Source organism: Vulcanococcus limneticus LL (assembly GCF_002252705.1).
Taxonomy (GTDB): domain Bacteria; phylum Cyanobacteriota; class Cyanobacteriia; order PCC-6307; family Cyanobiaceae; genus Vulcanococcus; species Vulcanococcus limneticus.
The window spans coordinates 25,127-49,741 of record NZ_NQLA01000022.1 but is presented as its reverse complement, the minus strand read 5'-3'; the positions used below and the strand labels follow the sequence as shown (position 1 = coordinate 49,741).

20 protein-coding genes are annotated in these 24,615 nt (G+C 68.9%); 6 read left to right on the top strand and 14 right to left on the bottom strand.

All coding sequences use genetic code 11. The annotated features are described in order from the left end of the window. Positions 1-217: 217 nt before the first annotated feature. Complete coding sequence (locus CJZ98_RS10280; RefSeq protein ID WP_094591023.1) at positions 218-1,099, top strand: class I SAM-dependent methyltransferase; 882 nt, start codon at positions 218-220, stop codon at positions 1,097-1,099. A gap of 28 nt (positions 1,100-1,127) precedes the next feature. Here CJZ98_RS10280 and CJZ98_RS10275 read toward each other — a convergent pair whose 3' ends face one another. From CJZ98_RS10275 to psbZ, 6 genes are all read right to left on the bottom strand, one after another. Beyond that, positions 1,128-1,970, bottom strand: coding sequence for a glycosyltransferase (locus tag CJZ98_RS10275; protein WP_094591021.1), 843 nt, complete (start codon positions 1,968-1,970; stop codon positions 1,128-1,130). Next, a complete protein-coding gene (locus CJZ98_RS10270) occupies positions 1,967-2,836 on the bottom strand; it encodes a glycosyltransferase (protein WP_094591019.1) in 870 nt (289 codons plus the stop codon). The genes CJZ98_RS10275 and CJZ98_RS10270 overlap by 4 nt, the downstream gene beginning before the upstream one ends. Then, positions 2,829-5,159: a glycosyltransferase gene (locus CJZ98_RS10265; RefSeq protein WP_094591017.1), complete on the bottom strand. Its 2,331-nt coding sequence runs from the start codon at positions 5,157-5,159 to the stop codon at positions 2,829-2,831. The genes CJZ98_RS10270 and CJZ98_RS10265 overlap by 8 nt, the downstream gene beginning before the upstream one ends. A gap of 95 nt (positions 5,160-5,254) precedes the next feature. Further along, entirely contained in the window at positions 5,255-6,553 is a 1,299-nt protein-coding gene (locus tag CJZ98_RS10260) for a sugar transferase (RefSeq protein ID WP_094591015.1), read from the bottom strand. Positions 6,554-6,599: 46 nt separating this feature from the next. Continuing rightward, positions 6,600-7,079 carry a 6,7-dimethyl-8-ribityllumazine synthase gene (gene ribH / locus CJZ98_RS10255; RefSeq protein ID WP_094591013.1) on the bottom strand — a complete coding sequence of 160 codons (480 nt, stop codon included), beginning with the start codon at positions 7,077-7,079 and terminating at the stop codon, positions 6,600-6,602. Between the two features lie 52 nt (positions 7,080-7,131). Then, positions 7,132-7,320 carry a photosystem II reaction center protein PsbZ gene (gene psbZ / locus CJZ98_RS10250; protein ID WP_094591011.1) on the bottom strand — a complete coding sequence of 63 codons (189 nt, stop codon included), beginning with the start codon at positions 7,318-7,320 and terminating at the stop codon, positions 7,132-7,134. Positions 7,321-7,527: 207 nt separating this feature from the next. On the opposite strand from psbZ, the gene mutS reads away from it, so the two are divergent. Then, positions 7,528-10,518: a DNA mismatch repair protein MutS gene (gene mutS, locus CJZ98_RS10245; RefSeq protein ID WP_232756381.1), complete on the top strand. Its 2,991-nt coding sequence runs from the start codon at positions 7,528-7,530 to the stop codon at positions 10,516-10,518. A gap of 30 nt (positions 10,519-10,548) precedes the next feature. Here the strand turns inward: mutS and CJZ98_RS10240 are convergent, their stop codons facing one another. Further along, a complete protein-coding gene (locus tag CJZ98_RS10240) occupies positions 10,549-11,265 on the bottom strand; it encodes a precorrin-8X methylmutase (protein ID WP_094591030.1) in 717 nt (238 codons plus the stop codon). 259 nt (positions 11,266-11,524) lie between these two features. Between CJZ98_RS10240 and holA the strand changes: the two genes are divergently transcribed. Beyond that, a complete protein-coding gene (gene holA, locus CJZ98_RS10235; RefSeq protein WP_094591009.1) occupies positions 11,525-12,574 on the top strand; it encodes a DNA polymerase III subunit delta in 1,050 nt (349 codons plus the stop codon). A 24-nt stretch (positions 12,575-12,598) separates the two neighbouring features. Here holA and CJZ98_RS18000 read toward each other — a convergent pair whose 3' ends face one another. Further along, positions 12,599-12,781, bottom strand: a complete 183-nt coding sequence (locus CJZ98_RS18000) for a hypothetical protein (protein ID WP_108723294.1) — start codon at positions 12,779-12,781, stop codon at positions 12,599-12,601. A 78-nt stretch (positions 12,782-12,859) separates the two neighbouring features. On the opposite strand from CJZ98_RS18000, the gene CJZ98_RS10225 reads away from it, so the two are divergent. Continuing rightward, entirely contained in the window at positions 12,860-14,704 is a 1,845-nt protein-coding gene (locus tag CJZ98_RS10225; RefSeq protein WP_094591007.1) for an aspartate kinase, read from the top strand. A gap of 16 nt (positions 14,705-14,720) precedes the next feature. Here the strand turns inward: CJZ98_RS10225 and uvrB are convergent, their stop codons facing one another. The 3 genes from uvrB to CJZ98_RS10210 form a co-directional block, all read right to left on the bottom strand. Continuing rightward, complete coding sequence (gene uvrB / locus CJZ98_RS10220) at positions 14,721-16,727, bottom strand: excinuclease ABC subunit UvrB (protein WP_094591005.1); 2,007 nt, start codon at positions 16,725-16,727, stop codon at positions 14,721-14,723. A gap of 127 nt (positions 16,728-16,854) precedes the next feature. Beyond that, entirely contained in the window at positions 16,855-17,286 is a 432-nt protein-coding gene (locus tag CJZ98_RS10215) for a phage holin family protein (protein ID WP_094591003.1), read from the bottom strand. Positions 17,287-17,413: 127 nt separating this feature from the next. Further along, positions 17,414-18,187, bottom strand: coding sequence for a DUF561 domain-containing protein (locus tag CJZ98_RS10210; protein WP_094591001.1), 774 nt, complete (start codon positions 18,185-18,187; stop codon positions 17,414-17,416). Between the two features lie 15 nt (positions 18,188-18,202). Between CJZ98_RS10210 and tilS the strand changes: the two genes are divergently transcribed. Both tilS and CJZ98_RS10200 read left to right on the top strand, forming a co-directional pair. After that, positions 18,203-19,279: a tRNA lysidine(34) synthetase TilS gene (gene tilS / locus CJZ98_RS10205; RefSeq protein ID WP_094591000.1), complete on the top strand. Its 1,077-nt coding sequence runs from the start codon at positions 18,203-18,205 to the stop codon at positions 19,277-19,279. Positions 19,280-19,319: 40 nt separating this feature from the next. Next, positions 19,320-20,243 (top strand): hypothetical protein, encoded by a 924-nt coding sequence (locus CJZ98_RS10200; RefSeq protein ID WP_094590998.1) that lies wholly within the window; start codon positions 19,320-19,322, stop codon positions 20,241-20,243. Positions 20,244-20,289: 46 nt separating this feature from the next. On the opposite strand, the gene CJZ98_RS10195 is transcribed toward CJZ98_RS10200, so the two are convergent. The 3 genes from CJZ98_RS10195 to CJZ98_RS10185 form a co-directional block, all read right to left on the bottom strand. Then, the gene (locus tag CJZ98_RS10195; protein WP_232756380.1) at positions 20,290-22,353 is read right to left on the bottom strand and encodes a ribonuclease J; all 2,064 of its coding nucleotides are present in this window, start codon (positions 22,351-22,353) and stop codon (positions 20,290-20,292) included. Positions 22,354-22,573: 220 nt separating this feature from the next. After that, positions 22,574-23,497: a 4-hydroxy-tetrahydrodipicolinate synthase gene (gene dapA / locus CJZ98_RS10190; protein ID WP_094590996.1), complete on the bottom strand. Its 924-nt coding sequence runs from the start codon at positions 23,495-23,497 to the stop codon at positions 22,574-22,576. After that, complete coding sequence (locus tag CJZ98_RS10185; RefSeq protein WP_094590994.1) at positions 23,494-24,600, bottom strand: aspartate-semialdehyde dehydrogenase; 1,107 nt, start codon at positions 24,598-24,600, stop codon at positions 23,494-23,496. Before CJZ98_RS10185 ends, dapA begins: the two co-directional genes overlap by 4 nt. Between the last annotated feature and the right edge of the window lie 15 nt (positions 24,601-24,615).

The following is a 24,615-nucleotide window of genomic DNA, read 5'->3' as shown; positions in this document are numbered from 1 at the left end:
AGCCACCAGCTTGCGACGCTAGAGGCCAATCCAGGCTTAAAGAATATTGGCTGATCTAAGCGGGCACTCAAGCCTCTATTGTCCAGAGTTTCCCTAGGCGACGACCAGCTTCATTGGCAGCGAATGTCCACCCTCTCGGCGAACTTCATACTTCGTATCGATGGGCACTACAGATTGGCGATGCCAGAATGATTGAGGCCCAAATCCTGTGGTCAGGATGGATCTGACGCTGCAACCGGTTGCCGAGTCCCGCCTGGTGGATGGGTCGCTTGTGACCACGCCGGCCCTGGCGCCCACGGGCACAGAGCCGCTGCTGGAGTCGCTGCTCTGCAGGGCCAGAGTCCAAAACACCAGCTACAGGGCCTGGTGCGTCGCCTGCCAGACCCCTCGGGATCTCATCATCGACCTGGAGTGGGGCGGCAGCCGGGAGGGGGCCCGCTGGCGCCCCAACTGGAGAGAGCGGCTGGAATGCCCTGTCTGCAGGCTCAACAACCGCATGCGGCTGTCGCTGCAGCTCCTGCGCCAGGCCGCCTTTGAGCAGCGCCCAGGCACCGCCAGGGTGTACTGCATGGAGCAAGTCACGCCATTCTTTCAGTCCGCAGGCAACCTGGATGATCTGGAGCTGATCGGCAGTGAATACCTGGGGCCCGGCATCAGCAGTGGCACCACCAATCCTGGGGGCATCACTCACCAGGACGCCTGCCATACGAGCTTTGCCGATGCCTCGTTCGACATCATCGTTTCCAACGATGTATTTGAACACATCCCCGAACCGGACGTTGGCTTTCGCGAAAGCCACAGGATTCTGAAGAGCCACGGAACCCTGATCGCCACCTTCCCCTGGAATCCAGCCTTGCTACACTGCCGCTCCAGGGCAAAGCTGAAGCCCGATAGCGGCGCGATCGAACACCTCGAGAAACCGCTTTACCACGGCAATCCCCTATCCTCCAAAGGCAGCCTGGTATTCACGGACTTTTCCTCCAGGGTGTTGCACACCATCCAAGAAGCAGGCTTCAGCGATGTTCGGGTGTACTGGTATCGATCCGAAGTCTTTGGGCATCTGGGTGGCTATCAGTCCGTTTTCATGGCATCAGCCTGATCCGCGCCATCGCCCCCATGGGATCAGCTCACGAACGTGAAGCGGATCGGCGCAGCAGGGCGGCCATGAGCCAGCCGAGCCCGGCAGCAGGCAGCATCCGCAACGGGGGCCGCAACACCAGCAACAGCACCACCTGCGCCCAAGGCAACAGGCCCTCACGGCCACAGGCCCAGAGGAAGGCCACCTCACGACGGGCATAGCCCCAACCCTGGCGACGACCGAGGTGGGCCGGGCCCACGCGGGCCAGCACCACCGGCTCAGCCAGGTTGTCGAGGCTGTCGCCTCGGCGCAGCAGGCGCAGCCAGAGGTCGTAATCCTCGAAACCAGATCGGGCACGGTAGTTGCCGGCGGCCAGGACGCGCGAACGACGCAGAATCACCGCAGGGTGGTTGAGGGGATTGCGCCAGCGGCTGAAGCGCCGCAACCGATGGGCGCCCCGGGGCACTGTGCGGCAGCCGCTGGCCTGCTGCGGATCCACCTGGAATTCCGCAAGAGGCGCGCTCAGGGCAGCCAACTCGGGGCGGCGGACCATCGCCTGGACCTGCCACAGCGCCCGATCGTGCAGGCAGAGATCGTCGGCATCAAAACGCAGCACCAGCTCCTCACGGCAGGCCAGCAGGCCCCGGGCCAGCACCGGGCCCAGGCCCTCGCCCCCAGGGCCCAACACCAGATCCATGGGGAGCTCGGCGCGCTCCAGCTCCAGGGCCAAGGCTTCGGGGGGCGGACCATCGCAGCTCACCACCACCTGGGCAGGTGGCAGGCCCTGGGCCACCAGGCTGGCCAAGGCCTCCCGCAGCACCGGCGGCGACTCCCAGGGTGCCAGGGGCAACAACACGCTGTAAGCAGGCAGGGCGGCGGGAGACACGCTCATGGATGGGGCCCCGGCAGCGGATCGGTCAGGCCGGCACAGATCGCCCGGGCATTGGCTGGCCGCCGGGGCTCGAACAGCAGCCAAAGCCAAGGTTTGACCAGCATCTTGAGCACCTCCTTCACCTTGAGATCCAGGGGTACCTCGGGCTGGCGGCAGAGCCAGCGCAGGTTGCGCAAGCCGTAGTAGTGCCGCTGCGGGCTGTAGAGCTTCATTCCAAGCCAGCGACACAGGGGCTGGGGGTGGGGAGCGCCAAAGCGCTGAGCCAGCTCCACCCGCCGGTCCTGGAGCAGGAGACAACCCCTGGCAGCAGCGCGGAAGCACCAGATATGGTCCAGGAAATCGATGAACAACTCGGTGTGGAAGGGGCCGAGACGGTCCCAGTCCCGACTGCGGAAGGTGGTGCCGGAACTGATCAGCAGACGCGGGCGGTCGTAGGGATCCCCAGCGCTGACGTCCAGCACAGGCGCGGCCGCGCCATCCAGATCCCGGATGCTCGGACCCACCAGCAGCAGGCGATCAGGGAGAAGCTGCCAGGCCTCCCGCAGGCGCAGCAAGGACAGCGGATCGATGGCGCTGTCCTGGTCCAGCAGGGTGACCCACTGGGCACCCGCCGCGATCGCGGCACGGATACCGGCATTGAAGCCCCCCGCCAGACCGCCCCGGTTGGCCCTGTGGACCACGCGGATGCCGCCACCCTCCAGGGCCATGATCCGGCTGTCTGCCAACGGGTTGTTGTCCACCAGCACCACCAGGCCGAGGGCTTGACGCAGGGCCTGGATCCGTCGCTGGAACTCCGTGAAGCCCGGTCCCTGCGGCAGGCCGTACACAGGCACAACGACCCCGTGGGTGCCGGCGGCCTCAGCCAAGCGCTCGTGGGTGGTGCAGCAGCCGCGGGGCGATCCTCTGCTCCATCAGTCGATCCAGCCGCTGCTCGAACACGGCCTGGGAAAAGCGGGCCTGGAACACGGCCTCAGCCCGGTCCGATGTGACCTGCCACAGCTGGGGATCCGTGCTGAGGGCCATCAGCTGGGCCACCATCTGCTCCGGGCTGTCGGCAATGACCACGGAGGACTGATCCGGCAACTCCAGCCCCTCAGCTCCGATCGTGGTGGTGACACAGGGCAGGCCATGCTGAATGGCCTGCACCACCTTGCCCTTGATCCCGCTGCCATAGCGCAGGGGCACCAGCATCGCCAGCGACGTGGAGAACAGGGGCATCACATCTTCGATATAACCCAGAAACGCGACATGAGGATTAGACAGAAGCTCGGCATCCTCGCCACGAGAAAAACTCTCGTACAGCTCCTGGCCAATCACATTGAGCCGATACTCAGGCAGGCTTTGCTGCAGCAAAGGATGGATCGCGGCCTGAAAATAACGCAGAGCATCCACATTGGGCTGATGTGCGGAGCCAATAAAGAGAAAATCACGGCGCTGCTCAAAGCCCTGCGTCGCACCGATGAAGGGCCGACACTGAGGCACATGGAAGACCGAATTCACCTCAGGCAAGATATCCGCCAACAGATCCCGCTCGTAGGAACTGATCACGATGCTGGCATCGGCTCGCTGGATGTAGGCAAGCTCCCTCTGCCGCAACTGCGCCAGACGGACAGAGGAACCACCAGGACTGGCCTTTAGAGGCTGGCGACCAGCCAACTGCGAGTCCACAAGCCCAGCCTCCCGGCTCTCACGCAGGAAATGCAGATCCACCGTGTTATAAATCAGCGCCGCATCCGGGAGAGCACGCTCGATCAAGGGCAGGAAATGATCAAGCTGATAGTAGCGAGAAACAAAGACTAATCGGATTGCATCGGATCTCTCAGCCAGCAGAGAGGGCAGTGACTGGAAGTTGTCCTGAAGCACCTCGACACCAATCGCCTCAAGGGATTGGCTATAGCCCTCAAAATAGTTATTATGGTGTTGGGCGTAGAAAACTACATGATAGCCCCGGGCTATGAAATACTCCAGGTAGGCCATGGCATCAATACTGCCGGACCCCTTGTCAGGCATCGGCAGATAGGCATCGATGAACAGCAGCTGGGGCTTGGCCTCAAATCGCTCCTGGGTGGAGATCGGTGCAGGATGGAGCTGGTTGAACAGCGCTCGCTTCTCCTCCTGCACTGCAGCAAAGGCATGCTTCCCAAAGGAGGCACCCTCCTCATGCAACAGCAGGGAAGCCGGCTGGACATAGGTTCGACAGCCGCGCTGGCGCAATCGCTCACACAGATCTGGATCTTCGTAGTACCCAGGACTGAATCGTTCATCAAATCCGCCTAGCTCCAGAAACAACTGGCGAGGCACCAACAGGGAGCAGGCCGAGACGAAATCCACCTCGCGCAGAAAGCTGAAACGCGGATCAAAGGCGTGGGCACCCCGTCCCAGGGGACTGGGGTGCCCACCGGCCTTCATCAGACAGCCACTCTCCTGGATGCGCAGATGGCTGTGGAGAACCTTGGAACCCACAGCTCCCACCTGCGGACTCGATCCCAGCCTGCGATAGGTGGATACCAGCTGATCAAGCCAGAGAGGGTGGCAGAACGTGTCGTTATTGAGGATGACTAACAGCTCTGCCGAAGCGCGACGGGCAGCAGCATTGACATTCCGCGTAAAGCCGAGATTTACCGGGTTACGATGATAGTGAATGTTGGCAGCCTGTAGCCGGGCCGCATAGCCAGAAAGGGTGGGATCGCTAGGCAGATCGTCCGCAAGATAAATATCGAAAGCGACATCAGTCTGCTGCCTGAACAATGAGTCCAGACAGAGCAGCGTGTAAATTGCATGACCATGGGCCGGGATAATCACCGACACCTGGGGAACCAGGGTTTTGGTCAGATGACTCGCCCGCAGCCGTCTCTGCAACATGGGCAGCAGCCAACCGGCAACCTCTTCAGGCGGCAGGGCCAACAGATCAGTCCAGCGTTGCTGTATCCCATACAGAAACAGCTCATCTTCACCGCCATAGATCGCATCACCATTCTGGGCAATGAGCCGACGGCGGCGCTCAAACTTTTGCTTTGCCTGCCAGGCCTTGAGAAATCCCGCCTCAGGATTCACCAAAGAGACAGCACCAAAGCAGGCGTCTTTAACAGCGCGCTTGAACCCGAATCCAATCGGAGCCGCCAGATACAATTCCCTGACGACGTTATAGGCCTTCCCTGCAATCCCACGATTTGAGGACGGGGAGGGCATGGGTCTCAATCAAGAGCGAACGTGAACCGTCTCATTGGCCCCTTGGGCCAGCTAGCCAACCTACCACGGAGATGTAGGAGCAAAACCCGAAGGTGTCAACGTCCCTTGGCCTTGAGAACCGTCTTGATGGTCTTGGCAAGAATCAATAGATCGAGCCAGGTGCTCCAGTGGCGCAGATAGAAGAGGTCATAGCTCAGCTTGAGCTCCGCCTCTTCCACACTGGCTGCATAGGGTGCGCAGACCTGGGCCCAGCCGCTCAGCCCCGGCCGCATCCAGTGGCGTTTGCGGTAATGGGGGATCCGCAGCTCCAGCTCATGCTCCAGTTCGGGGCGTTCCGGCCTTGGGCCGATCAGGCTCATGTCGCCCCAGAGCACATTCAGCAACTGGGGCAGCTCATCCAGGCGCGTACGGCGCAGCAGCAGGCCCACCGGCGTGATGCGCTGATCCCCCGGCTGGGTCCAGGTGGCTGGTGCGTCGGGCCTGGCGCAGGCCATGGAGCGGAGCTTGAGCAGCTGGAACGTCTGCCCCATCCAGCCACTGCGCTCCTGGACATAGAACACCGGACCCCTGTCCTGGAGCCAGATCAACAGCGCGGCCAGGCCGATCACCGGCAGGGTGAGCAGCAGCAGCAGCGCAGCCACCGCCACGTCGGCCATGCGCTTGAGCTGACGCTGGACGCTGAACGTATCCGCCCAGGGGATCTCCTCCATGGCCAACCACTGCTCGGGCAGCAGGGAGGGAGGCAACCGCTCCAGCTGATCTTCCACCAGCTCCAGAACCATGGCCAGGGGCACGGCTCCCTCAGCTCCGAGGGTGGCCAGCCGCTGCTCCGGGGCAGGATCAAGGCGAAGATCACGGTCCAGCAGCAGACCGCCGGGAGGAACCGGCCGCCAGCCAGGGGGCAGGGCCAGGGGCGACGGCGTGCGGGCCCACTCCAGCTGGATGCGTCGCACGTGCTCCGGGTCAGCCAGCAGTGGCCAGGGAGGTTGGGGCCAGCGGCGATCCAGCCAGCGCAGCCCCAGGCGCAGCAGCAGTGACCAGACCGCCAGGGCACCCAGAAGCATCAGCAAGGTGCTGCGGTGGGTGAGAGAGAACGAGGCCGGCAGATTCAAGGACCAATCCACCAGGATCACAGCGGCCAGCGTGGCCAGGGCCGTGAGGCCGAGGCGCAGCAACACCAGGCGCAGGCGCAACCACGGCCAGCGCAGCACGGTGTAGCTACCGAACAGCCAGCCGAACAGCAGATAGAGCAGCCCCAGGCCCAGAACCCAATGGGGGCGGCTCAGAACATCAACACCCCTGAACCGATCCAGCAGACCCACCAGCACGAACAGCCCAGCCAGGTCGAGGCAGGCGCAGAAGGCAAGCTGCTGGCGAGGCCGGCGCCAGGGCATGGGCAGGAGGTCTGTACTGGGGAAACCCTACGTCTGCAGCCCGGCCTCACCCCGGCAGCGCCGCCATCAGGCTCCCCATCTCAATGGCCTCCAGGCCGTAGTTCCAGCCCAGGTTGCTCTTGATGCCGGCACGCTCCAGGGCCTGCTGCAGCGTGTCGGTGGTAAGCACGCCGAAGATCACCGGAACACCGGTATCACGGGCCACGGCGGCAACGCCCTTGCTCACCTCGGCCACCACCACGTCGAAGTGGGGGGTATCGCCGCGGATCACGGCCCCCAGGGTGATCACCACCTGGTAGCGGCCGCTGACTGCCAGCCGCTGAGCCACAAGGGGGATCTCAAAGCTGCCGGGCACCCAGGCCACATCCAGCTGGCTGCTGCTGGGGCTGGTGTCGATGCCATGGCGGAAGAGGCAATCGAGGCAGCCGCTGAGGAGCTTGTCGGTGACCAGATCGTTGAAGCGGGCGACAACAACAGCCACGCGCAGGCCGCTGGCCTCGGTGAAGCGTCCTTCGAAAACCGTCACGCGGGTTCCCTGAGCCAGTGGCACCAGCCTACGGAAGGGGGCGAGGCCGGCCTCAGACCACGAAGAAGCTCACGCCCCAGTTGAGCAGCACCAGGGCCACCCAGGCCAGGCCGCCCAGCAGGATCAGGCGGTTGGAACGGCCGGCATCTTCGCTGGAGGCGTAGAGCACGGGCACCGCCACGATCAGCGCGAACGACAGCACCACCAGGGCCAGAACGGTGAGGGTGTTGAGGATCTGCATGGATCGGTGGCAGGGGGATCGGCGGCGGCGCCAGCCGGTCAGTTTCGGGATTCTCACACGCCGGATCGGCTCGCCCTGGGGCCGGCCGGGGGTTCCTTCACAAGTTGTGGGAGGGGCTGGCCGGGGCAGCGACCGCGCTCCCGGGCGGGGCCCAGGGAAGGGCGGACCGGCGCCCCTACGATCAGTCCCCCCTGCCCCTGAGCGCCCGTGGCCGCGGAAGCCGAGCAGCAGCTCTCGCTCGTGCCGGAGCTGGGCCTGCAGGGCGATCTGTTCGGCGGGGCGTTCGGGGAGTCGGCAGCGCCGATCCGCGCCGGAGGCGCCCGATCTGGAGTCGAGCCCGCAGGGCACGCCAGGGAATCGCGCAGGCCGGACGCCCCGCCTGAGCCTGGCGACCTTGACGCCAACGATCTGGAAGCCGATGCCCGGGCCCGGCCGCGCCGCCGCCGCACTGGCGCCAGGGGGAAGCCGGGCGCCGCCGATCCCGGCAGCAGCACCGCCGCCAGTGAAGGCACCGCTCCCGCCCCGGAAGCCGCCGCCGCTGCAGCCGAAAGCGAGGTCGGCGAGCCCAGCGACCTGCCGCGCTGGCATCACCACGGCCTGGTGGAGCCCGAGCAGCTCACGCCGATGCTGCGCCACTACGTGGAGCTCAAGCGTGCCCATCCCGAGCGGGTGCTGCTCTACCGCCTGGGCGACTTCTTCGAGTGCTTCTTCGAGGACGCCATCCGCCTCTCCCGCCTGCTGGAGCTCACCCTCACCGGCAAGGAGGCCGGCAAGGCGCTCGGTCGGGTGCCGATGGCGGGTATCCCCCACCACGCCGCCGAGCGCTACTGCGCCGAGCTGGTGCGCCGCGGCCTGAGCGTGGCCCTGTGCGACCAGCTGGAGGAGGCCGCGGCCCGGAGCCCGGCCAAGGGCGCCCTGCTCAAGCGCGACATCACCCGCGTGCTCACCCCCGGCACCGTGCTGGAGGAGGGGATGCTCGCCGCCCGCCGCAACAACTGGCTCTGCGCCGTGGTGCTGGAGGGCGAGGGCAGCGGGGCCGCCCGCTGGGGCCTGGCGGTTGCCGATGTGAGCACGGGCGAATTCCGCGTGACCGAGCGGCGGGGCAGCGACCAGCTGCACCAGGAGCTGCTGCAGCTGGAGGCGGCCGAGGTGGTGTGGCCCGCGTCCGAGCGCGCCGCCGCCGATGGCGGTCCGGAGGCCATCCCCGCCTGGTGCCCTGACGCCCTGCGGCTCACGCCCCTGCCCCGCACCCCCTTCGCGGCCCCCGAGGCCCGCGCCAGCCTGCTGAAGCGCTTCCGTCTGGCCAGCCTCGACGGCCTGGGGCTGGGCGAGGCGCCCCTGGCCCTGCGGGCCGCCGGCGGCCTGCTCCGCTACCTGGACGACACCCAACCCGGCAGCGCCATCCCCCTGGAGCTGCCCACCACCTGGCACGCCGGCGACCAGCTGGTGCTGGACGCCCAGACCCGCCGCAACCTGGAGCTGACCCGCACCCAGATGGGCGGCGGCGTCCACGGCTCACTGCTCTGGGCCCTGGATCGCACCCTGACCGCCATGGGAGGCCGCTGCCTGCGCCGCTGGATCGAGGCGCCCCTGGTGGACCGCACGGCGATCCTCGCCCGCCAGGACGGCGTGGGCGAGCTGGTGGCGGACCGCTCCCTGCGGCTGGCCCTGCGGCGACTGCTGCGGCCCATGGGCGACCTGGAGCGCCTGGCGGGCCGGGCCGGGGCCGGCACCGCCTCGGCCCGGGACCTGGTGGCCCTGGCCGACGGTCTGGAGCGACTGCCCCAGCTGGCGGGGTTGCTGGCCGGAACCAGCAGCCCGCCCCTGGCGGCCCTGGCCCGCCCCTGGCCGGAGCTGGCCGCGCTGGCGGAACTGCTGCGCCACACCCTGCTCGACAGTCCGCCCCTCTCCCTCAGCGAGGGCGGCCTGATCCACGACGGCGTGGATCCCCAGCTGGATGGCCTGCGCAACCAGCTCGACGACCAGGAGGCCTGGCTGGCGGAACAGGAGGCCGCCGAGCGTCGGGCCAGCGGCATCAGCACGCTGCGGCTCCAGTACCACCGCACCTTCGGCTACTTCCTCGCGGTGAGCCGGGCCAAGGCCGCGGCCGTGCCCGGGCACTGGATCCGCCGCCAGACCCTGGCCAACGAGGAGCGCTTCGTGACCCCCGAACTCAAGGGGCGCGAGGGTCGCATCCTGCAGCTGCGAGCCCGAGCCGCCCAACGGGAATACGAGCTGTTCTCCGCGCTGCGGGCCAAGGTGGGTGAGCAGGCCGGCCCGATCCGCGCCGCGGCCCGCCTGGTGGCGGAGCTGGATGCGCTCGCCTCCCTGGCAGAGGTGGCGGCCACCGGCGGCTACTCCCGGCCCGAACTCACCGATCCCGCCGGCCCCGATGCCCGCCTGGTCGAGATCAGGGCCGGCCGACACCCGGTGGTGGAGCAGCTGCTGGTGGAGGAGCCCTTCACCCCGAACGACATTGCCCTGGGTTCGTCGGGAGCCGAGTCGGGAGCCGAGAACGAAGCCGCCGCGGCCGATCACCCCGATCTGCTGGTGCTCACCGGTCCGAACGCCAGCGGCAAGAGCTGTTATCTCCGCCAGACGGGCCTGCTGCAGCTGATGGCCCAGATCGGCAGCTGGATTCCGGCCCGCTCGGCCCGCCTCGGCATCGCCGACCGCATCTTCACCCGGGTCGGTGCCGGGGACGACCTGGCGGCGGGCCAGTCCACCTTCATGGTGGAGATGGCGGAGACCGCCAACATCCTCCACCACGCCACCGAGCGCTCGCTGGTGCTGCTCGATGAGATCGGCCGCGGCACAGCCACCTTCGACGGCCTCTCGATCGCCTGGGCCGTGGCCGAACACCTGGCCGGCTCCGGCGGAACCGGCATCCGGGCCCGCTCGGTGTTCGCCACCCACTACCACGAGCTCAACGAGCTGGCAGACCTGCTGCCCAACGTGGCCAACGTGCAGGTGCTGGTGGAGGAAACCGGCGACGAACTGGTGTTCCTGCACCAGGTGGTGAGCGGCGGCGCCAGCCGCAGCTACGGCATCGAGGCGGCACGGCTGGCCGGGGTGCCGCCAGCGGTGGTGGCCCGGGCCCGCCAGGTGCTGGGCCGCATCGAGGCCAACAGCCACGTGGCCGTGGGACTGGAGCGGCAGGACACGCGGCGCGGCCAGAACCGCCGGCTGGCGGCCTGAGCGTTCAGGCCTCGGGCCTCAGCGCGCCCCCTACCCCTGAACGCCTGGCAACGCACCAGCGCGATCCAGCCAGGCGCGCCGCAGCAGGGCATTGGCGGCGGCCCCCACCAGGCCAGCGCCGCCGCGGCTGCCCTCGAGGCGGATCTGGGGCAGGGCGCTGGCCGCCAGGTGGGCCTTGCTCTCGGCCACCCCCACGAAGCCCACCGGCATGCCGATCACGAGGGCGGGGGGGGCCAGGCCGATGACTGCCTCGCTGGTCCGGGCTGGATCCACCAGCTTCAGCAGCACCTCCAGGGCGGTGGGGGCACTGCCGATCAGCACCACCGCGCCGGGGTGCTCGGCCAGGGCCAGGGCCATGCCGGCCGCGGCCCGGGTGCCGCCGGGAGGAGGCGTAGCGGGCGCCCAGTCGAGCACGCTGCAAACGGGGTTGGCGAAGGTGCGCCGGGCCATGGGGGCCACGGCCGCCGCGGCCATGGCCGTATCGGTGAGGATCACGGCGCCGGCGGCCAGGGCTGCCAGCCCCCGCTCACAGGCCTCGGTGGAAAAGCGCAGGTCGGGGGCGATGGTCAGGTCGCCACTGCTGTGGACCAGGCGCTCCAGCACGTCCTGCTGCACGGGGCTGAGACCCAGCAGGGCTCCGCTGGGCTCCAGGGCCGCCCGGATCAGCCGGATGCTCTGCCGGAAGATCGGGTGATCGAGGGGGAAGGACTGGCTGCCAGAGGCGGTGGTGGGGGAGGGCTCAGGCAAGGGGCAGGCGGCGGCCAAGGGCGGAGACGGCAGTCCCCCATGGTGAAGCCAGGGACGGCTTGGGCGGCAGGATCCGGCCCTCCATGGCACCTACGCGATCGAGCTGGCCTCGGCCTTTCAGGCCAACGCCGCGGTGCTGGTGAGCAACAACTCCGCCCTGACCCACACTGGGCTGGCCGCCACCGAGTACCTGCCGGTGCTGTCAGCCCTGCGCCGCCGACCAGGCACGGCAGGGGTACTCCGCTGATGCGCTCCCCCGATGCCGATCCACCTGTACTGGGGCGACGACGAGGCGGCCCGCAACCGGGCCGTGGAAGCCCTGATCGAACAGGTCACCGATCCGGCCTGGCAGAGCATCAACCTCACCCGCCTCGACGGCACCGACCCGGCCCAGGCCGCCCAGGCCCTGGAGGAGGCCCGCACCGCGCCCTTCGGCGGCGGCGATCGGGTGGTGCTGCTGCAGCGGAGTCCCTTCTGCCACCAGTGCCCGGCCGAGCTGGCGGAGCGGCTGGAGGCCAGCCTGGAGCTCGTGCCCGAGGGCTGCCACCTGCTGCTGGTGAGTCCCAACAAGCCTGACGCCCGCCTGCGCACCACCAAGGCCCTGCAGAAGCTTGTGAAGGGCGGCCAGGCCACGGAGCACAGCTTCAGCCTGCCGGCGGTGTGGGATGGGGCCGGCCAGGTGGAGCTGGTGGCGCGCACTGCCCGGGAGCTGGGGCTGGCCCTGGAGCCCGCCGCCGCCGAGGCCCTGGCCGAGGCCATCGGCTCCGACAGCGCCCGGCTCGCCAGCGAACTGGAGAAACTGGCCCTCTACGTGGGCGCAACGGCCACCCCGGGGGAGAGGCCCAGCGGCCCGGCGATCACGGCCGCGGCGGTGGCGGCGCTGGTGGGCAGCCACGCCACCAACGCCCTGCAGGTGGGCGATGCGCTCCTGGCGGGCCGGCCCGCCGAGGCCATCGCCCTGGTGGAGGCCCTGCTGACGGCCAACGAACCGGCCCTGCGGATCGTGGCCACCCTCACCGGCCAGATCCGGGGCTGGCTGTGGGTGAGCCTGCTGGATCGCCAGGGCGAGCAGGACGTGGCCGCCATCGCCAAGGCCGCCGGCATCGGCAACCCCAAGCGCATCTATGTGATGCGCAAGCAGATCCGCGGCCGCAGCCCCGGGCGCTTCCTGGCCTTGCTGGGCCAGCTGCTGGAGGTGGAGGCGGCCCTCAAGCGCGGCAGCGAAGCCGGCGATGCCTTCCGCGACGGCTTCCTGCTGGGGGGCCTGGGCGGGGAATCCGCGCCCCAGGGAGCCTGGGGTTCTCAGTAGGCAGGGCCGGAGTATCGCCCGCCATCAGTAGGCCGCGTAGCTCTTCTCCTCCACCAGCTCCGAACCGCTCAGGGCGTTGATCTGGCGCTTGAGGGCGGCGCGGCGGTCGTTGGTCACGTAGACGACACAGGCACCTGCACGGATGTGCTCGTCGCCATCGCCGTCCCAACCCGCCAGGTTCGCCGCACGGTAGGCAGGCTCCGGCACGGAAGCCCGACGGATCGAACGCGACAGCCAACCGGACGCGACAGATAATCAGCTGTTCACGCCGCGTCGACACCGGGCATGGCCCTGCTGGTTCAGAAGTTCGGGGGCACCTCGGTGGCCGATGTGGAGCGGATCCAGGCCGTGGCCCGCCGTATCGCCGCCAGCCGCAACGCCGGCAACGACCTGGTGATCGTGGTGTCGGCCATGGGGCACACCACCGACGAGCTCTCGGGCCTGGCCCGGGCCATCAGCAGCGACCCCCCGCAACGGGAGATGGACATGCTGCTGGCCACCGGCGAGCAGGTGTCGATCGCGCTGCTGGCCATGGCCCTCAACGCCATCGGCGTGCCGGCGGTGTCGATGACGGGGCCCCAGGTGGGCATCGTGACCGAGTCGGCCCACGGCCGGGCCCGCATCCTGGAAGTGCGCACCGAACGTCTGCGCCGCCTGCTCGACGACGGTCAGGTGGTGGTGGTGGCCGGATTCCAGGGCACCAGCAGCGGCCTCTCGGGCACCCCGGAGATCACCACCCTGGGCCGCGGCGGCTCCGACACCTCCGCCGTGGCCCTGGCCGCCGCCCTCGGCGCCGATGCCTGCGAGATCTACACCGACGTACCGGGGGTGCTCACCACCGACCCGCGCAAGGTGGCCGATGCCCAGCTGATGGACACGGTCACCTGCGACGAGATGCTGGAGCTGGCCAGCCTCGGCGCTGCCGTGCTGCACCCGCGGGCCGTGGAGATCGCCCGCAACTACGGCGTGCCCCTGGTGGTGCGCTCCAGCTGGAGCGAGCGGCCCGGCACCCTGCTGACCAGCGACGGGGCCAGTCGGCGCAGCGGCAGCGAGGGCCTGGAGCTGGGCAAGCCCGTGGATGGCGCCGAGCTGGAGCAGGATCAGGCTGTGCTGGCCCTGGCCCATGTGCCCGACCGGCCCGGCGTCGCTGCCCAGCTGTTCGAGGCCCTCTCGGCCGCAGGCCTCAACGTGGACCTGATCGTGCAGGCCACCCACGAGGTCGAGGGCGGCAACGCCACCAACGACATCGCCTTTACCCTCGCCGAGGTCCAGCGGGACTCTGCTGAAGCCGTGTGCCGTCAGGTGCTGGCCGCCATGGGCGCCGAAGGCGCCACCCTCAGCGCCCAGGGCGGCATGGCCAAGCTCAGCATCTCCGGCGCCGGCATCATGGGCCGTCCCGGCGTGGCTGCCCGCCTGTTCGACACCCTGGCCAGGGGCGGCATCAACCTGCGCCTGATCGCCACCAGCGAGGTGAAGGTGAGCTGTCTGGTGGCCGGGCACCAGGGGGCCAAGGCCCTGCAGGCCGCCGCCAGCGCCTTCGAACTCAGCAACCAGCAGCTGTACCACGATCCGGCCCCCTGCGGGGTCGGGGCCCCGCCGGTGCGCGGCGTCGCCCTCGACCGCGACCAGGCCCAGGTGACCGTGCGCCACATCCCCGACCGGCCCGGCACCGCCGCCGCGGTCTGCCGGGCCCTGGCCGATGCCGGCCTCAGCCTCGATGCCATCATCCAGTCGGAGCGCAGCCACGGCAGCGGCGAACAGCGCAGCCGCGACCTGGGCTTCACCCTGCGCCGCGACGACCTGACAAGGGCCCGCGCCGCCCTGCAGCCGCTTCTGGCCAGCTGGCCGGGCGCCCGCTTTGAGGAGGGACCGGCCATCGCCCGGGTGAGCGCCGTGGGGGCGGGCATGCCCTGCACCCCCGGCACGGCTGCCCGCCTGTTCCGCTCACTCGCGGAGGCCGGCATCAACATCGAGATGATCGCGACCAGCGAGATCCGCACCAGTTGCGTGGTGCCGGAGACCGATGGGGTGCGGGCCCTGCAGGCGGTGCATGCCGCCTTCGGCCTGGGCGGCGCTGTGGTGCACAGGGCGGAAGGAACGGAAGCACCCAACGAAATCAACGCCGGCTGAACACAACGCCGTCAGCTCACGTCTTCCCCACCAGCTTCTGCCGGAGCAGCTTGATCTTGTCCCGCAGGTTGGCGGCATCCTCAAAGTCGAGGTTTTTCGCTGCCGCCCTCATCTTCTCTTCGAGCAGCTGGATCAGCTCCGGGAGCTCGTCGAGGGGAACGTCATGGTGTTCAGCCTGCTCGGTGGCCTGCTCAAGCTGATCGTCGTTGGCCCGTCGCGACACCTCCAGAAAAGACAGGATGGAATTGCCCGCCCGCTTGCCGGCAGGGGTGGGGGTGATGCCGTGCCGTTCGTTATAGGCATGCTGGATGGCGCGGCGGCGGTCGGTTTCGGAGATGGCCTTGGCCATCGAATCGGTGAGGTTATCGGCGTAGAGCAGGGCGACCCCCTCCACATGGCGAGCGGCGCGGCCGATGGTCTGGATCAGGGAGCGCTCGGCCCGCAGGAAGCCCTCCTTGTCGGCATCGAGGATCGCCACCAGCGACACCTCCGGTAGATCCAGGCCTTCGCGCAGCAGGTTCACGCCCACCAGCACGTCGTACTCGCCATTACGCAGGTCCTGGATGATCTCGATCCGCTCGATCGAGTGGATCTCCGAGTGCAGGTAGCGCACCCGCACGCCGTTCTCGGCCAGGTAGTCGGTGAGGTCCTCGGCCATGCGCTTGGTGAGGGTGGTCACCAGAACCCGCTCCTGCTTGTCAGCCCGCACGCGGATCTCGCCCAGCAGGTCGTCCACCTGGCCATCGGTGGGACGCACCTCCACGATCGGATCCAGCACGCCGGTGGGGCGGATCACCTGCTCCACCACCTGCCCCTGGCTCTGGGCCAGTTCCCAGCTACCCGGCGTGGCGCTCACGAAGATCGTCTGTCGGGCCTTCTCCCAGAACTCCTCCCCCTTGAGCGGACGGTTGTCGGCGGCGCTGGGCAGGCGGAAACCGTGCTCGATCAGCACCTGCTTGCGCGACTGATCGCCGTTGTACATCGCCTGAAGCTGGCTGCAGGTGACGTGGCTCTCATCCACCACCAGCAGCCAGTCGTCGGGGAAGTAATCGATCAAGCACTCGGGCGGCGTGCCAGCGGGGCGACCCGCAAGATGGCGGGCGTAGTTCTCAACGCCGTTGCAGTAGCCCACCTGCTCGAGCATCTCCAAGTCGTAGGTGGTGCGCTGCTCCAGACGCTGGGCCTCCAGCAGCCGACCTTCGCCGTTGAGGCGGTCCAGCCGCTCCCGCAGCTCGCTGCGGATCGCCTGGATCGCCTCCTCCAGCCGCTCCTTGGGCGTCACGAAGTGCTTGGCCGGATAGATGTTGATCGCCTCCAGGCTCTGCAGGATCTCGCCAGTGGTGGGATCCACGTAGCGGATCGCCTCCACCTCATCGCCGAAGAGCTCGATGCGCACCAGTCGATCTTCGTAGGCGGGGCCAATCTCCAGCACATCGCCGCGCACCCGGAAGCGACCTCGCGAGATCTCCAGGTCGTTGCGGGAGTACTGGTTGTTCACCAACTCCCGGAGGGAGCTGCGCAGGTTGAGGGTGTCGCCCACCTGGAACTTGACGGCGGCCTTGAGATATTCGCTGGGGATACCCAGGCCGTAGATGCAGCTGATCGAGGCCACCACAATCACGTCACGCCGCTCGAACAGCGAGCGCGTCGCCGAGTGGCGCAGCATATCGATCTCTTCGTTGATCGATGCCGTCTTGGCGATATAGGTATCCGAGACCGCAACATAAGCTTCGGGCTGGTAGTAGTCGTAGTAGGAGATGAAGTATTCAACGGCGTTGTTCGGGAAGAACTCCCGCAGCTCGTTGCAGAGCTGGGCGGCCAGGGTCTTGTTGTGGGCCAGCACCAGCGTGGGGCGCCCGGTGTGGGCGATCACGTTGGCGATGGTGAAGGTCTTGCCGGTACCCGTGGCGCCGAGCAGGGTCTGATAGCGCTGTCCGCCCTCCACACCGGTCACCAAGCCGGCGATCGCCGTGGGCTGATCACCCTTGGGCTGGTAGGGGGCGTGGAGCTGGAATGGGGCCATGGCGCCCATTCTCGGGGCCGCCGGCTCACGCCGTGGTGTGCGGTGAACCGGCACGGACTTGGATCGCGTTAGAGCGGCTCAGGCCGCAGCCGGTTGGGCCGCAGCGACAGCGCGCATGACGTTGCCGTCATCCCACGGCAACACTGCCCGTGAGCAGGCCGCCGACCCTGGTGTAGTCGACCTCCAGGCCCAGAACCCTCAGGATCACCGTGGAGAGCACCGCGTAGACCACCGCTCCGAGGATCGCGCTCACCAGACCGTTCCGGAGCCGGAACCCCGGAATCAGCCAGGCCGCCAGGCCGAACAGGATCACGGTGATGATCCAGTTGAAGATCCAGGAGATCGGCGTCAGCAGCCCCCCGAAACTGGTGATGGCCCAGGGCAGGGCGAAGAGCAGCTTCAGCGGCCAGATCAGCAGGGTGCCGAGCAGGCCGATCACCGCGGCCGCCAGCAGGGCGATCGGGAAGCTCTCCACCTCCACCCCCAGGGGCAGCCAGGCAACGAGCAGCAGCACCGCGGCCCGGATCGGCCACTGCAGCAACCACAGCAAAGAACCCATGACACGTGCGACGGGGTCAACCTCCGCAACGTAGTCATGGGTTCAGAGGGGCACCACAGGCTGACGCAATCCGCGATTGGGACTACCGATCAGCCGGGGCCACAAGGGATGTGGCTGCTGCCCGGGTTCAGGCCGCCACCACGGGAGCCGCGCTGCCCAGGGCCTCGCGCAGGCCGCGCACCACGGCCACCATGGCCAGTTCATCGCCCAGGCGGTTCACGGCGGAGCCCACGCCCACACCGCTGGCACCGGCGGCGATGGCCAGCGGCAGGGTCACGGCGGAGAGGCCGGAGGCGCAGAGCACGGGCAGGGGCTGGCCAGCGGTGGCCAGGGCGCGGCTGATGGCGTGGGCAGCAGCCAGGGTGGGGGCAGCCTTCTCGATCAGGCCCAGGGTGCCGGCACTGAAGGGCTTGGCGCTGGTGCCGCCCTCGGTCTGGATGATGTCGGCGCCGGCGGCCACCAGATCCAGCGCCAGCTGCTCCTGCTCGTCCAGGGGCAGCACGTGGGGCACGGTCACGCTCAGCACCACCTCGGGCAGCAGCTCACGGGTGCGGCGGGTGATGGCCAGCACCTCGGCGGCGTCGAAGACGCGGCCGAGGGGATAGAAGGCGTCGTAGTTGCCGATCTCCACCAGGGCGGCGCCGGCAGCGACGGCGGCAGGGAACAGCTCAGGATCCACGGCCGACACGCAGATCGGCAGACCCGACGCCTCAGCCGCCAGCCGCACCAGGGCCGGATCGCAGGCCACGTCGATCACGTCGGCACCACCGGCCCCGGCGGCGCGGCTGATGCGCTGCACGGACGCGGCATCAAAGTTGGTGAGGCCGGCGATCACCTTGAGCAGGCGGCGCGCGGCGAGCGCCTGCTGAAGTTGAGTGGGCAGGCGGTCGAGGCGGGACATCGCGGACGCACGGAGATGGAACCCATTCTCCCACTCCAGGCCTCGGCGCGGCCGGCGCGGCCGCCCTGGAGCGGGCTGCACGCACGCCTGCACCGACAGCTGAAGCGCGATCCAGCCCTGCTACCGCCGGGGGCGTCGCTGCTGGTGGCGGTGTCGGGCGGGCAGGACTCGATGGCCCTGACCCGCCTGCTGCTGGACCTGCGCCGCCTGCACCTCTGGCGGCTGCACCTCTGGCACGGCGACCACGGCTGGCGAGCCGAATCCGGCCAGCAGGCCGGGGAGCTGGCCAGCTGGGCCGCGGCCCAGGGGCTGGCGATCACGGTGGAGCGGGCCGGAGCCGACGGGGCCGCTCCCCTGGAGGGCACCACGGAGGCCGCCGCCCGCCAGTGGCGCTACGGGCGCCTGGCGCGGCTGGCCGCAAGCCTGGACTGCCCGCGCGTGGTGACGGCCCACACCGCCAATGACCGGGCCGAGACGCTGCTGCTACACCTGGCCCGCGGCAGCCACCGCCGCGGCCTGGCCAGCCTGCGGCCGCGACGCCCCCTGGAGCCAGGGTCGACTCGGGAGCTGGTGCGGCCGCTGCTGGGCTTCTCCCGGGACGACACCGCCGCCCTCTGCGCCCGCGGCGGCCTGCCGATCTGGCCCGACCCCAGCAACGACACGCTGCAGTGGAGCCGAAACCGGGTGCGACGGCAGGTGCTGCCGGTGCTGGAGCAGCTCCACCCCGGCGCCACCCGGCGCATCAGCGCCTTGGCGGCCCGGCTGCAACAGGAACAGGAAGCAATGGAGGAGCTGCTGCCCCTGGCCCTGGCCCAGCTGCGTCACCCGGACAACCCGGACGGCCTGGATCTCAGGCGGATGGCCGCCCTGAGCCCGCCCAGCCAGCGTCAGCTACTGCGGCACTGGGTGGCCGAGCAGGCCCAGATCCAACTGGACGCCAACAGCCTGGAGCAGCTGGTGCAACGCCTGCAGCCCCATTGCGGAGCGGGGATCCATGACCTAGGACGTGGGCGCCGCCTGGTCTGGGGCGCGGGGGAAATCCGGCTCAGCCAGCCGCCAGTCAGCGGGCCCAGCGGCCCCAGCGCCCCCTAGCCGGCCCCCTCCGACAGTCCCCCTTCGCGAGCCCGAATCGATGGATCCCCAACTCCAGGAGGCGTACATCGCCGTCGAGCGGGCCTACAGCCAGGGGCAATTCCCGGTGGCCCTGGAGCGGGCGCGGCAGCTGGCCGGCCAGCTGCCCGAGGGCTCGACCGACCAGCTGGCCCTGCGGCTGCGGATGCTCACAGCCCACATCCACCTGTACGGGCTGCAGCAGCCCAGCCAGGCCCTGCCGCTCTACGAGCAGGTGCTGGAGCAGAGCAGCGATCCCACCTACCACGAGCTGGCACGCCAGGGCATCGCCCTGAGCAGCCAGCTGGCGGCGGCGGCACCGGAGTCCAGCAACTCTGACGGGCCGGAGGCGGAGGCGAGCACGAGCGCAGCACCTCCTCCGGCCCCCGCCACCCTGGAGGCGACCTTCCCGGCAACGACGCCGGACTTCGCCAGCGGCGCCCCAGCGGCGGCGGGAGCCGTGGCGGCAACGGCCGCCGCCATGCCCTGGCTGAACGATCTGGCTGATCCCGCCGCCGCCACCAGCGCCCCAGCCGCCAGCCCAGGGCCCTTCGCGCTGAACAGCATCCCACCGGCAGCAACATCAGCCCCCACAGAAGCCCCGGGCCCAGCGGATCAGACCGCCCTCAGCCTGTCGCCGTGGGACAAACCTGCGGCCGAACCAGAGGCGGCCATGGTGACGGTGGTGGACACGACCACGCCCTCTGGCCAGGGCGGGGACACGGCAGCGGGCGGGGCCAAATCGGACACTCCCGCGGCAGGGGACGCCCAGCCCATCGAAGCGGAGCTGATCGAGCCGGAACCCATCGAGCCGCAGGCCGTACCCACGGACGCCAGCGGCGGCGGGGTCCTACCAGCGAGCGAGGCTGAGCAGGCCCACATCGCCTTCAGCCCCGCGGAGGCCGCAGAGCTGGCGAAGGGGCTGCTGTTGGTCAAGTTGGCCTGAGGCCGGGTTGCCTACGGGCAGCACGGGCCACAGGCCAGGACGGGCCTCAGCTGGCGGCCGTCGAGCGGCGGCGACGGGTGCGGTTCGGGGCGATCTCCAGCTCTTCGCTGCGGGGCGCTGCGGCGGCAGGCGCCGGAGCGGCTCCCACGGCCGCCAGTTCACGCTGGGGCAGAGCCGCCGCTGCCGGGGTCACCTCAGAACGCGGGGCGGGAGCCACCTGGGGCGCGCGCTCGCCGCGGTCCCGATCGCGGTTGCCGTCGCGATAGCCATCGCGGCGGCCCCTGGGAGCCGGCCGGCTGTCGGGTTCGGCATCGGCGCGGCCCTTGTAGGCGGGGGTGCCGCCGGGGGCCGGCTGCACCAGGCAGATGATCAGCGGCTCCACCTGCAGCTCGCGGCGCAGGCGCCGCTGAAGGCCCAGCTCGATCTCGCGCTGCACGCCCATCCAGTCCACGTCGGGAGCCTTGCCGCCGCTGTTGCGCGAGAGCTGTTGCCAGCGGTTTTCGAGCACCCAGGTGATCTCGCGCTCGGCCCACAGACTCATCTTGCGGGCATCGGCGGTGGTCACCACGCCGCGCAGGTTGACCCGCGGCGGTGCCGCCATCACACCATCCGTGCTGATCACCGCCAGCAGGGTGATCACACCATCCTCAGCCAGTTGCTGGCGCTCCTTGAGCACACGGGCATCGACGATGCCGTTGCGGGAGGCATCCAGCAGCTCGATGCCGGCCTTGACGGGTTCACCCTTGCGGATCGAATCCGGGGTGAGTTCCACCACATCGCCATTGTCGATGATCAACATGTTGTCAGCGGGAATGCCCATCGACTGACCGGTCTTGCTGTGGGCCACGAGCATGCGGTGCTCGCCATGCACCGGCACGAAGAACTTGGGCTTGGTGAGGGCAAGCATCAGCTTCTGGTCTTCCTGGAAGCCGTGGCCGGACACGTGGATGCCCTCGCCCTTGCCATAGACCACATGGGCACCGAGCTGCATCAGCCGGTCGATCGTGTTGACCACCGAGATGGTGTTGCCGGGGATCGGGCTGGCCGAGAAGATGATCTTGTCGGTGGACTTCACCTGCACCTGGGGGTGCTCACCACGGGAGATGCGGCTGAGGGCGGCGAGCGGCTCGCCCTGGCTGCCGGTCATCAGCAGCAGGGTCTCGCGGTCAGGCAGATCACGGATCTGCTTGATCGGCACGAACAGATCATCGGGAGCCCGCATGTAGCCCAGCTCGCGGGCCTTGGCGATCACGTTGAGCATGGAGCGACCCAGCAGGCCCACCTTGCGGCCGTTCTTGAGGGCCAGCTCCAGAATCATCGCCACCCGGTGAATCGAGCTGGCGAACGTGGTGATGATCACCCGCCCCTCAGACTGGGCGATGTGGCGATCCAGCACGGGGAACACCGAGCGCTCCGGGGGACAGAAGCCCGGCACCTCGGCATTGGTGGAATCGCTGAACAGGCACAGCACCCCCTGCTCGCCGTAATGGGCGAGACGGGCCATGTCGAAGTGCTCGCCGTCCACCGGGGTGTGGTCGAACTTGAAATCGCCGGTGAAGATCACCGTGCCCACCGGCGTGGTGATGGCCAGCGAGAAGCTGTCGGCCATCGAGTGGGTGTTGCGGATGAACTCCACCGAGAAGTGCTGGCCAACCTTCACCACATCGCGCGGAGCCACCGTCTGGAGAATGGTGCGGTCGGTCACGCCGGCCTCCTCCATCTTGCCGGTGAGCATCGAAAGGGCCAGACGGGGCCCGTAGATCACCGGGATGTTGAAGTTCTTGAGGTGGTGGGCAATGCCACCAATGTGATCTTCATGGCCATGGGTCACCACCATGCCGCGGATGCGCTTCTGGTTCTCGCGCAGATAGCTCGTATCCGGCATCACCACGTTGACGCCGTGCATGCCGTCACTGGGGAAGGCCAGGCCGGCATCCACCAGCATGATGTCGTCGCCATACTCGAACACACAGGTGTTCTTGCCGATCTCGTGCAGGCCGCCGAGGGGAATCACCCGCAGGGCGGGCTGGCGATTAGCGGCGTGGCCGTTGGAGCCAATGGCGCTGGAGCCGTTGCGGGAACCGTGGCGCTGGATGTTGCTGGAGGTCATTCCGATAGGGGTGCCGGAACACTCCGGCAAAACAACAGATGAAGCGGTTGAAGTGAACGGATCAACTGGAGGGGTTGAACGGGAAGCGTGGAACGGAGAGGTTGTGAATGGAGGCTGTGGACGGAAGAGGTGCGCTGAAGCAGGAAGCTGAAGCGGGAGGTCCGGGGCTGGCGGGCGCAGGAGGCGCGGATGCCAGCGGCGGCGGACGTGGGCCTTGGCGTCAGGTGGGACGCAGGGCGGCCAGCACGGTGGTCAGTCGAGTTCTCACGTCGTCATTTGCAGAAACGAGGGGAAGCCTTGGGGAACCCACCGCCCAGCCGCTGAGCTCCAGCGCGGCCTTGACGGGGATGGGATTGGTGGTGCAGAAGAGGGCCTTGCACAGGGGCAGCAACTGCTCGTGCAGAGCCAGGGCGGTGGCGTGGTCGCCGGCGAGGAAGGCCTGCACCAGGCGCTGGATCTGGACGCCGGCCAGGTGGCTGGCCACGCTCACCACACCCACCGCGCCAACGGCGAGCATCGGCAGGGTCAGGGCATCGTCGCCGCTGTAGATCGCCAGGCGCTCGCCGCAGGCAGCCCGCAGCTGGCTCACCTCCTCGGTGGTGCCGCTGGCGGCCTTGAAGCTCACCACATTGGGGAGATCCATCAGCCGGGCCGTGGTGTCGGCGCTGATGCTGGTGCCGGTGCGGCCGGGGATGTTGTAGAGCATCAGCGGCAGCTCGGGCGCCGCCTCGGCCACGGCCCGGAAATGGGCCTCGAGGCCCTCCTGGGGGGGCTTGTTGTAGTAGGGCACAACCACCAGGGCGGCATCGGCGCCGAGGGCCGCCGCCTGGCGGGTGGCCGCCACCGCCTCGGCGGTGCTGTTGCTGCCGCAGCCGGCGATCAGGCTGGCCCGCCCCCCCACGGCCTGCTTGACGGCGGCGAACAGGCGGTGCTCCTCCTCCCAGCTGAGGGTGGGGGATTCGCCGGTGGTCCCGCTCAGCACCAGGCCGTCGGAGCCGTGGTCCACCAGGTGGCTGGCCAGCCGCGCCGCCAGCTCGAGATCCAGCGACCCATCGGCGGCGAAGGGGGTGACCATCGCGGTGATCACCCGGCCGAAGGGGGCGGGGGAAGGGGCGCCGGGGCTGAGGGGAGAGGCGCCGCTCATGCAGACGCTCCGATCGGGGCCGCGGACCCGGCAGCGGCGGCACTCGCGGCACGGGCCGGATCCAGCAGCAGCTCGGCGATCTGGATCGCATTCAGAGCCGCGCCCTTGCGGATCTGGTCACCGCAGAGCCAGAGCTCCAGGGCGTTGGGCTCGCTCAGGTCCTGGCGAATCCGGCCCACCGCCACCGGATCGCGGCCTGTCACATCGGTGGGCATCGGGAAGCGGTTGGCGCCGAAGTCCTCGATCAGCTCCACTCCGGGGGCAACGGCCAGCAGGGCGCGGGCCTCGTCCACCGGGAAGGGCTCCGTGAACTCGATGTTGAGGGCCTCGGAGTGGGCCCGCAGCACCGGGACCCGCACACAGGTGGCCGACACCCGCAGCTCCGGCAGACCCATGATCTTGCGGGTCTCGTGAAGCATCTTCAGCTCCTCCTCGCAGTAGCCGCTCTCCTGCAGCGGCGAGTTGTGCAGGAACAGGTTGAAGGCCAGGGAGTGGGGCAACACCTCGCTCTGGGGCTCGCCGCCGTCCAGCACGGTGCGACTGAGGTCCCGCAGCTCGTCCATCGCCCGGGCCCCGGCACCGCTGGCTGACTGGTAGGTGCTGACCACGATCCGTCGCAGGGGCCGTCGGACCGCCAGCGGCGCCAGGGCCAGGGTCATCAGGATTGTGGTGCAGTTGGGGTTGGCAATGATCCCGTGGTGGGCGAAGGCCGCCTCGGGGTTCACCTCGGGCACCACCAGCGGCACCGTGGGATCCAGGCGGAAGGCGCTGGAGTTGTCGATCACCACGGCACCGGCCGCCGCCGCCACCGGCGCCCACTGCCTGGACACCGAACCGCCGGCGGAGGCCAGCACGAGATCGATGCCGTCAAAGGCCTCGGCGCTCACCGGCTGGATCGTGAGTTGGCGGCCGTTCCACTCCAGGGTCTGGCCGGCGGAGCGGGGCGAGGCCAGCAGCACCAGCTCAGCCACAGGGAACTGGCGCTCGGCCAGCAGGGCCAGCAGTTCCTGGCCCACGGCGCCGGTGGCCCCGAGCACGGCGACGTTGAGGGGGCGCTGGGGCAGGGAGCCTGGGGCGGAGCTGGTCTGGAGGGTGGAGGTCAAGGGCGGCGAGGGGAA

Excerpts from the sequence above, each read along its gene's own strand:
- CJZ98_RS10280 (WP_094591023.1), top strand. The coding sequence starts at position 218 with ATGGATCTGACGCTGCAACCGGTTGCCGAGTCCCGCCTGGTGGATGGG.
- CJZ98_RS10275 (WP_094591021.1), bottom strand. The coding sequence starts at position 1,970 with ATGAGCGTGTCTCCCGCCGCCCTGCCTGCTTACAGCGTGTTGTTGCCC.
- CJZ98_RS10265 (WP_094591017.1), bottom strand. The coding sequence starts at position 5,159 with ATGCCCTCCCCGTCCTCAAATCGTGGGATTGCAGGGAAGGCCTATAAC.
- CJZ98_RS10260 (WP_094591015.1), bottom strand. The coding sequence starts at position 6,553 with ATGCCCTGGCGCCGGCCTCGCCAGCAGCTTGCCTTCTGCGCCTGCCTC.
- psbZ (WP_094591011.1), bottom strand. The coding sequence starts at position 7,320 with ATGCAGATCCTCAACACCCTCACCGTTCTGGCCCTGGTGGTGCTGTCG.
- holA (WP_094591009.1), top strand. The coding sequence starts at position 11,525 with ATGCCGATCCACCTGTACTGGGGCGACGACGAGGCGGCCCGCAACCGG.
- CJZ98_RS10225 (WP_094591007.1), top strand. The coding sequence starts at position 12,860 with ATGGCCCTGCTGGTTCAGAAGTTCGGGGGCACCTCGGTGGCCGATGTG.
- uvrB (WP_094591005.1), bottom strand. The coding sequence starts at position 16,727 with ATGGCCCCATTCCAGCTCCACGCCCCCTACCAGCCCAAGGGTGATCAG.
- CJZ98_RS10215 (WP_094591003.1), bottom strand. The coding sequence starts at position 17,286 with ATGGGTTCTTTGCTGTGGTTGCTGCAGTGGCCGATCCGGGCCGCGGTG.
- CJZ98_RS10210 (WP_094591001.1), bottom strand. The coding sequence starts at position 18,187 with ATGTCCCGCCTCGACCGCCTGCCCACTCAACTTCAGCAGGCGCTCGCC.
- tilS (WP_094591000.1), top strand. The coding sequence starts at position 18,203 with ATGGAACCCATTCTCCCACTCCAGGCCTCGGCGCGGCCGGCGCGGCCG.
- CJZ98_RS10200 (WP_094590998.1), top strand. The coding sequence starts at position 19,320 with ATGGATCCCCAACTCCAGGAGGCGTACATCGCCGTCGAGCGGGCCTAC.
- CJZ98_RS10195 (WP_232756380.1), bottom strand. The coding sequence starts at position 22,353 with ATGACCTCCAGCAACATCCAGCGCCACGGTTCCCGCAACGGCTCCAGC.
- dapA (WP_094590996.1), bottom strand. The coding sequence starts at position 23,497 with ATGAGCGGCGCCTCTCCCCTCAGCCCCGGCGCCCCTTCCCCCGCCCCC.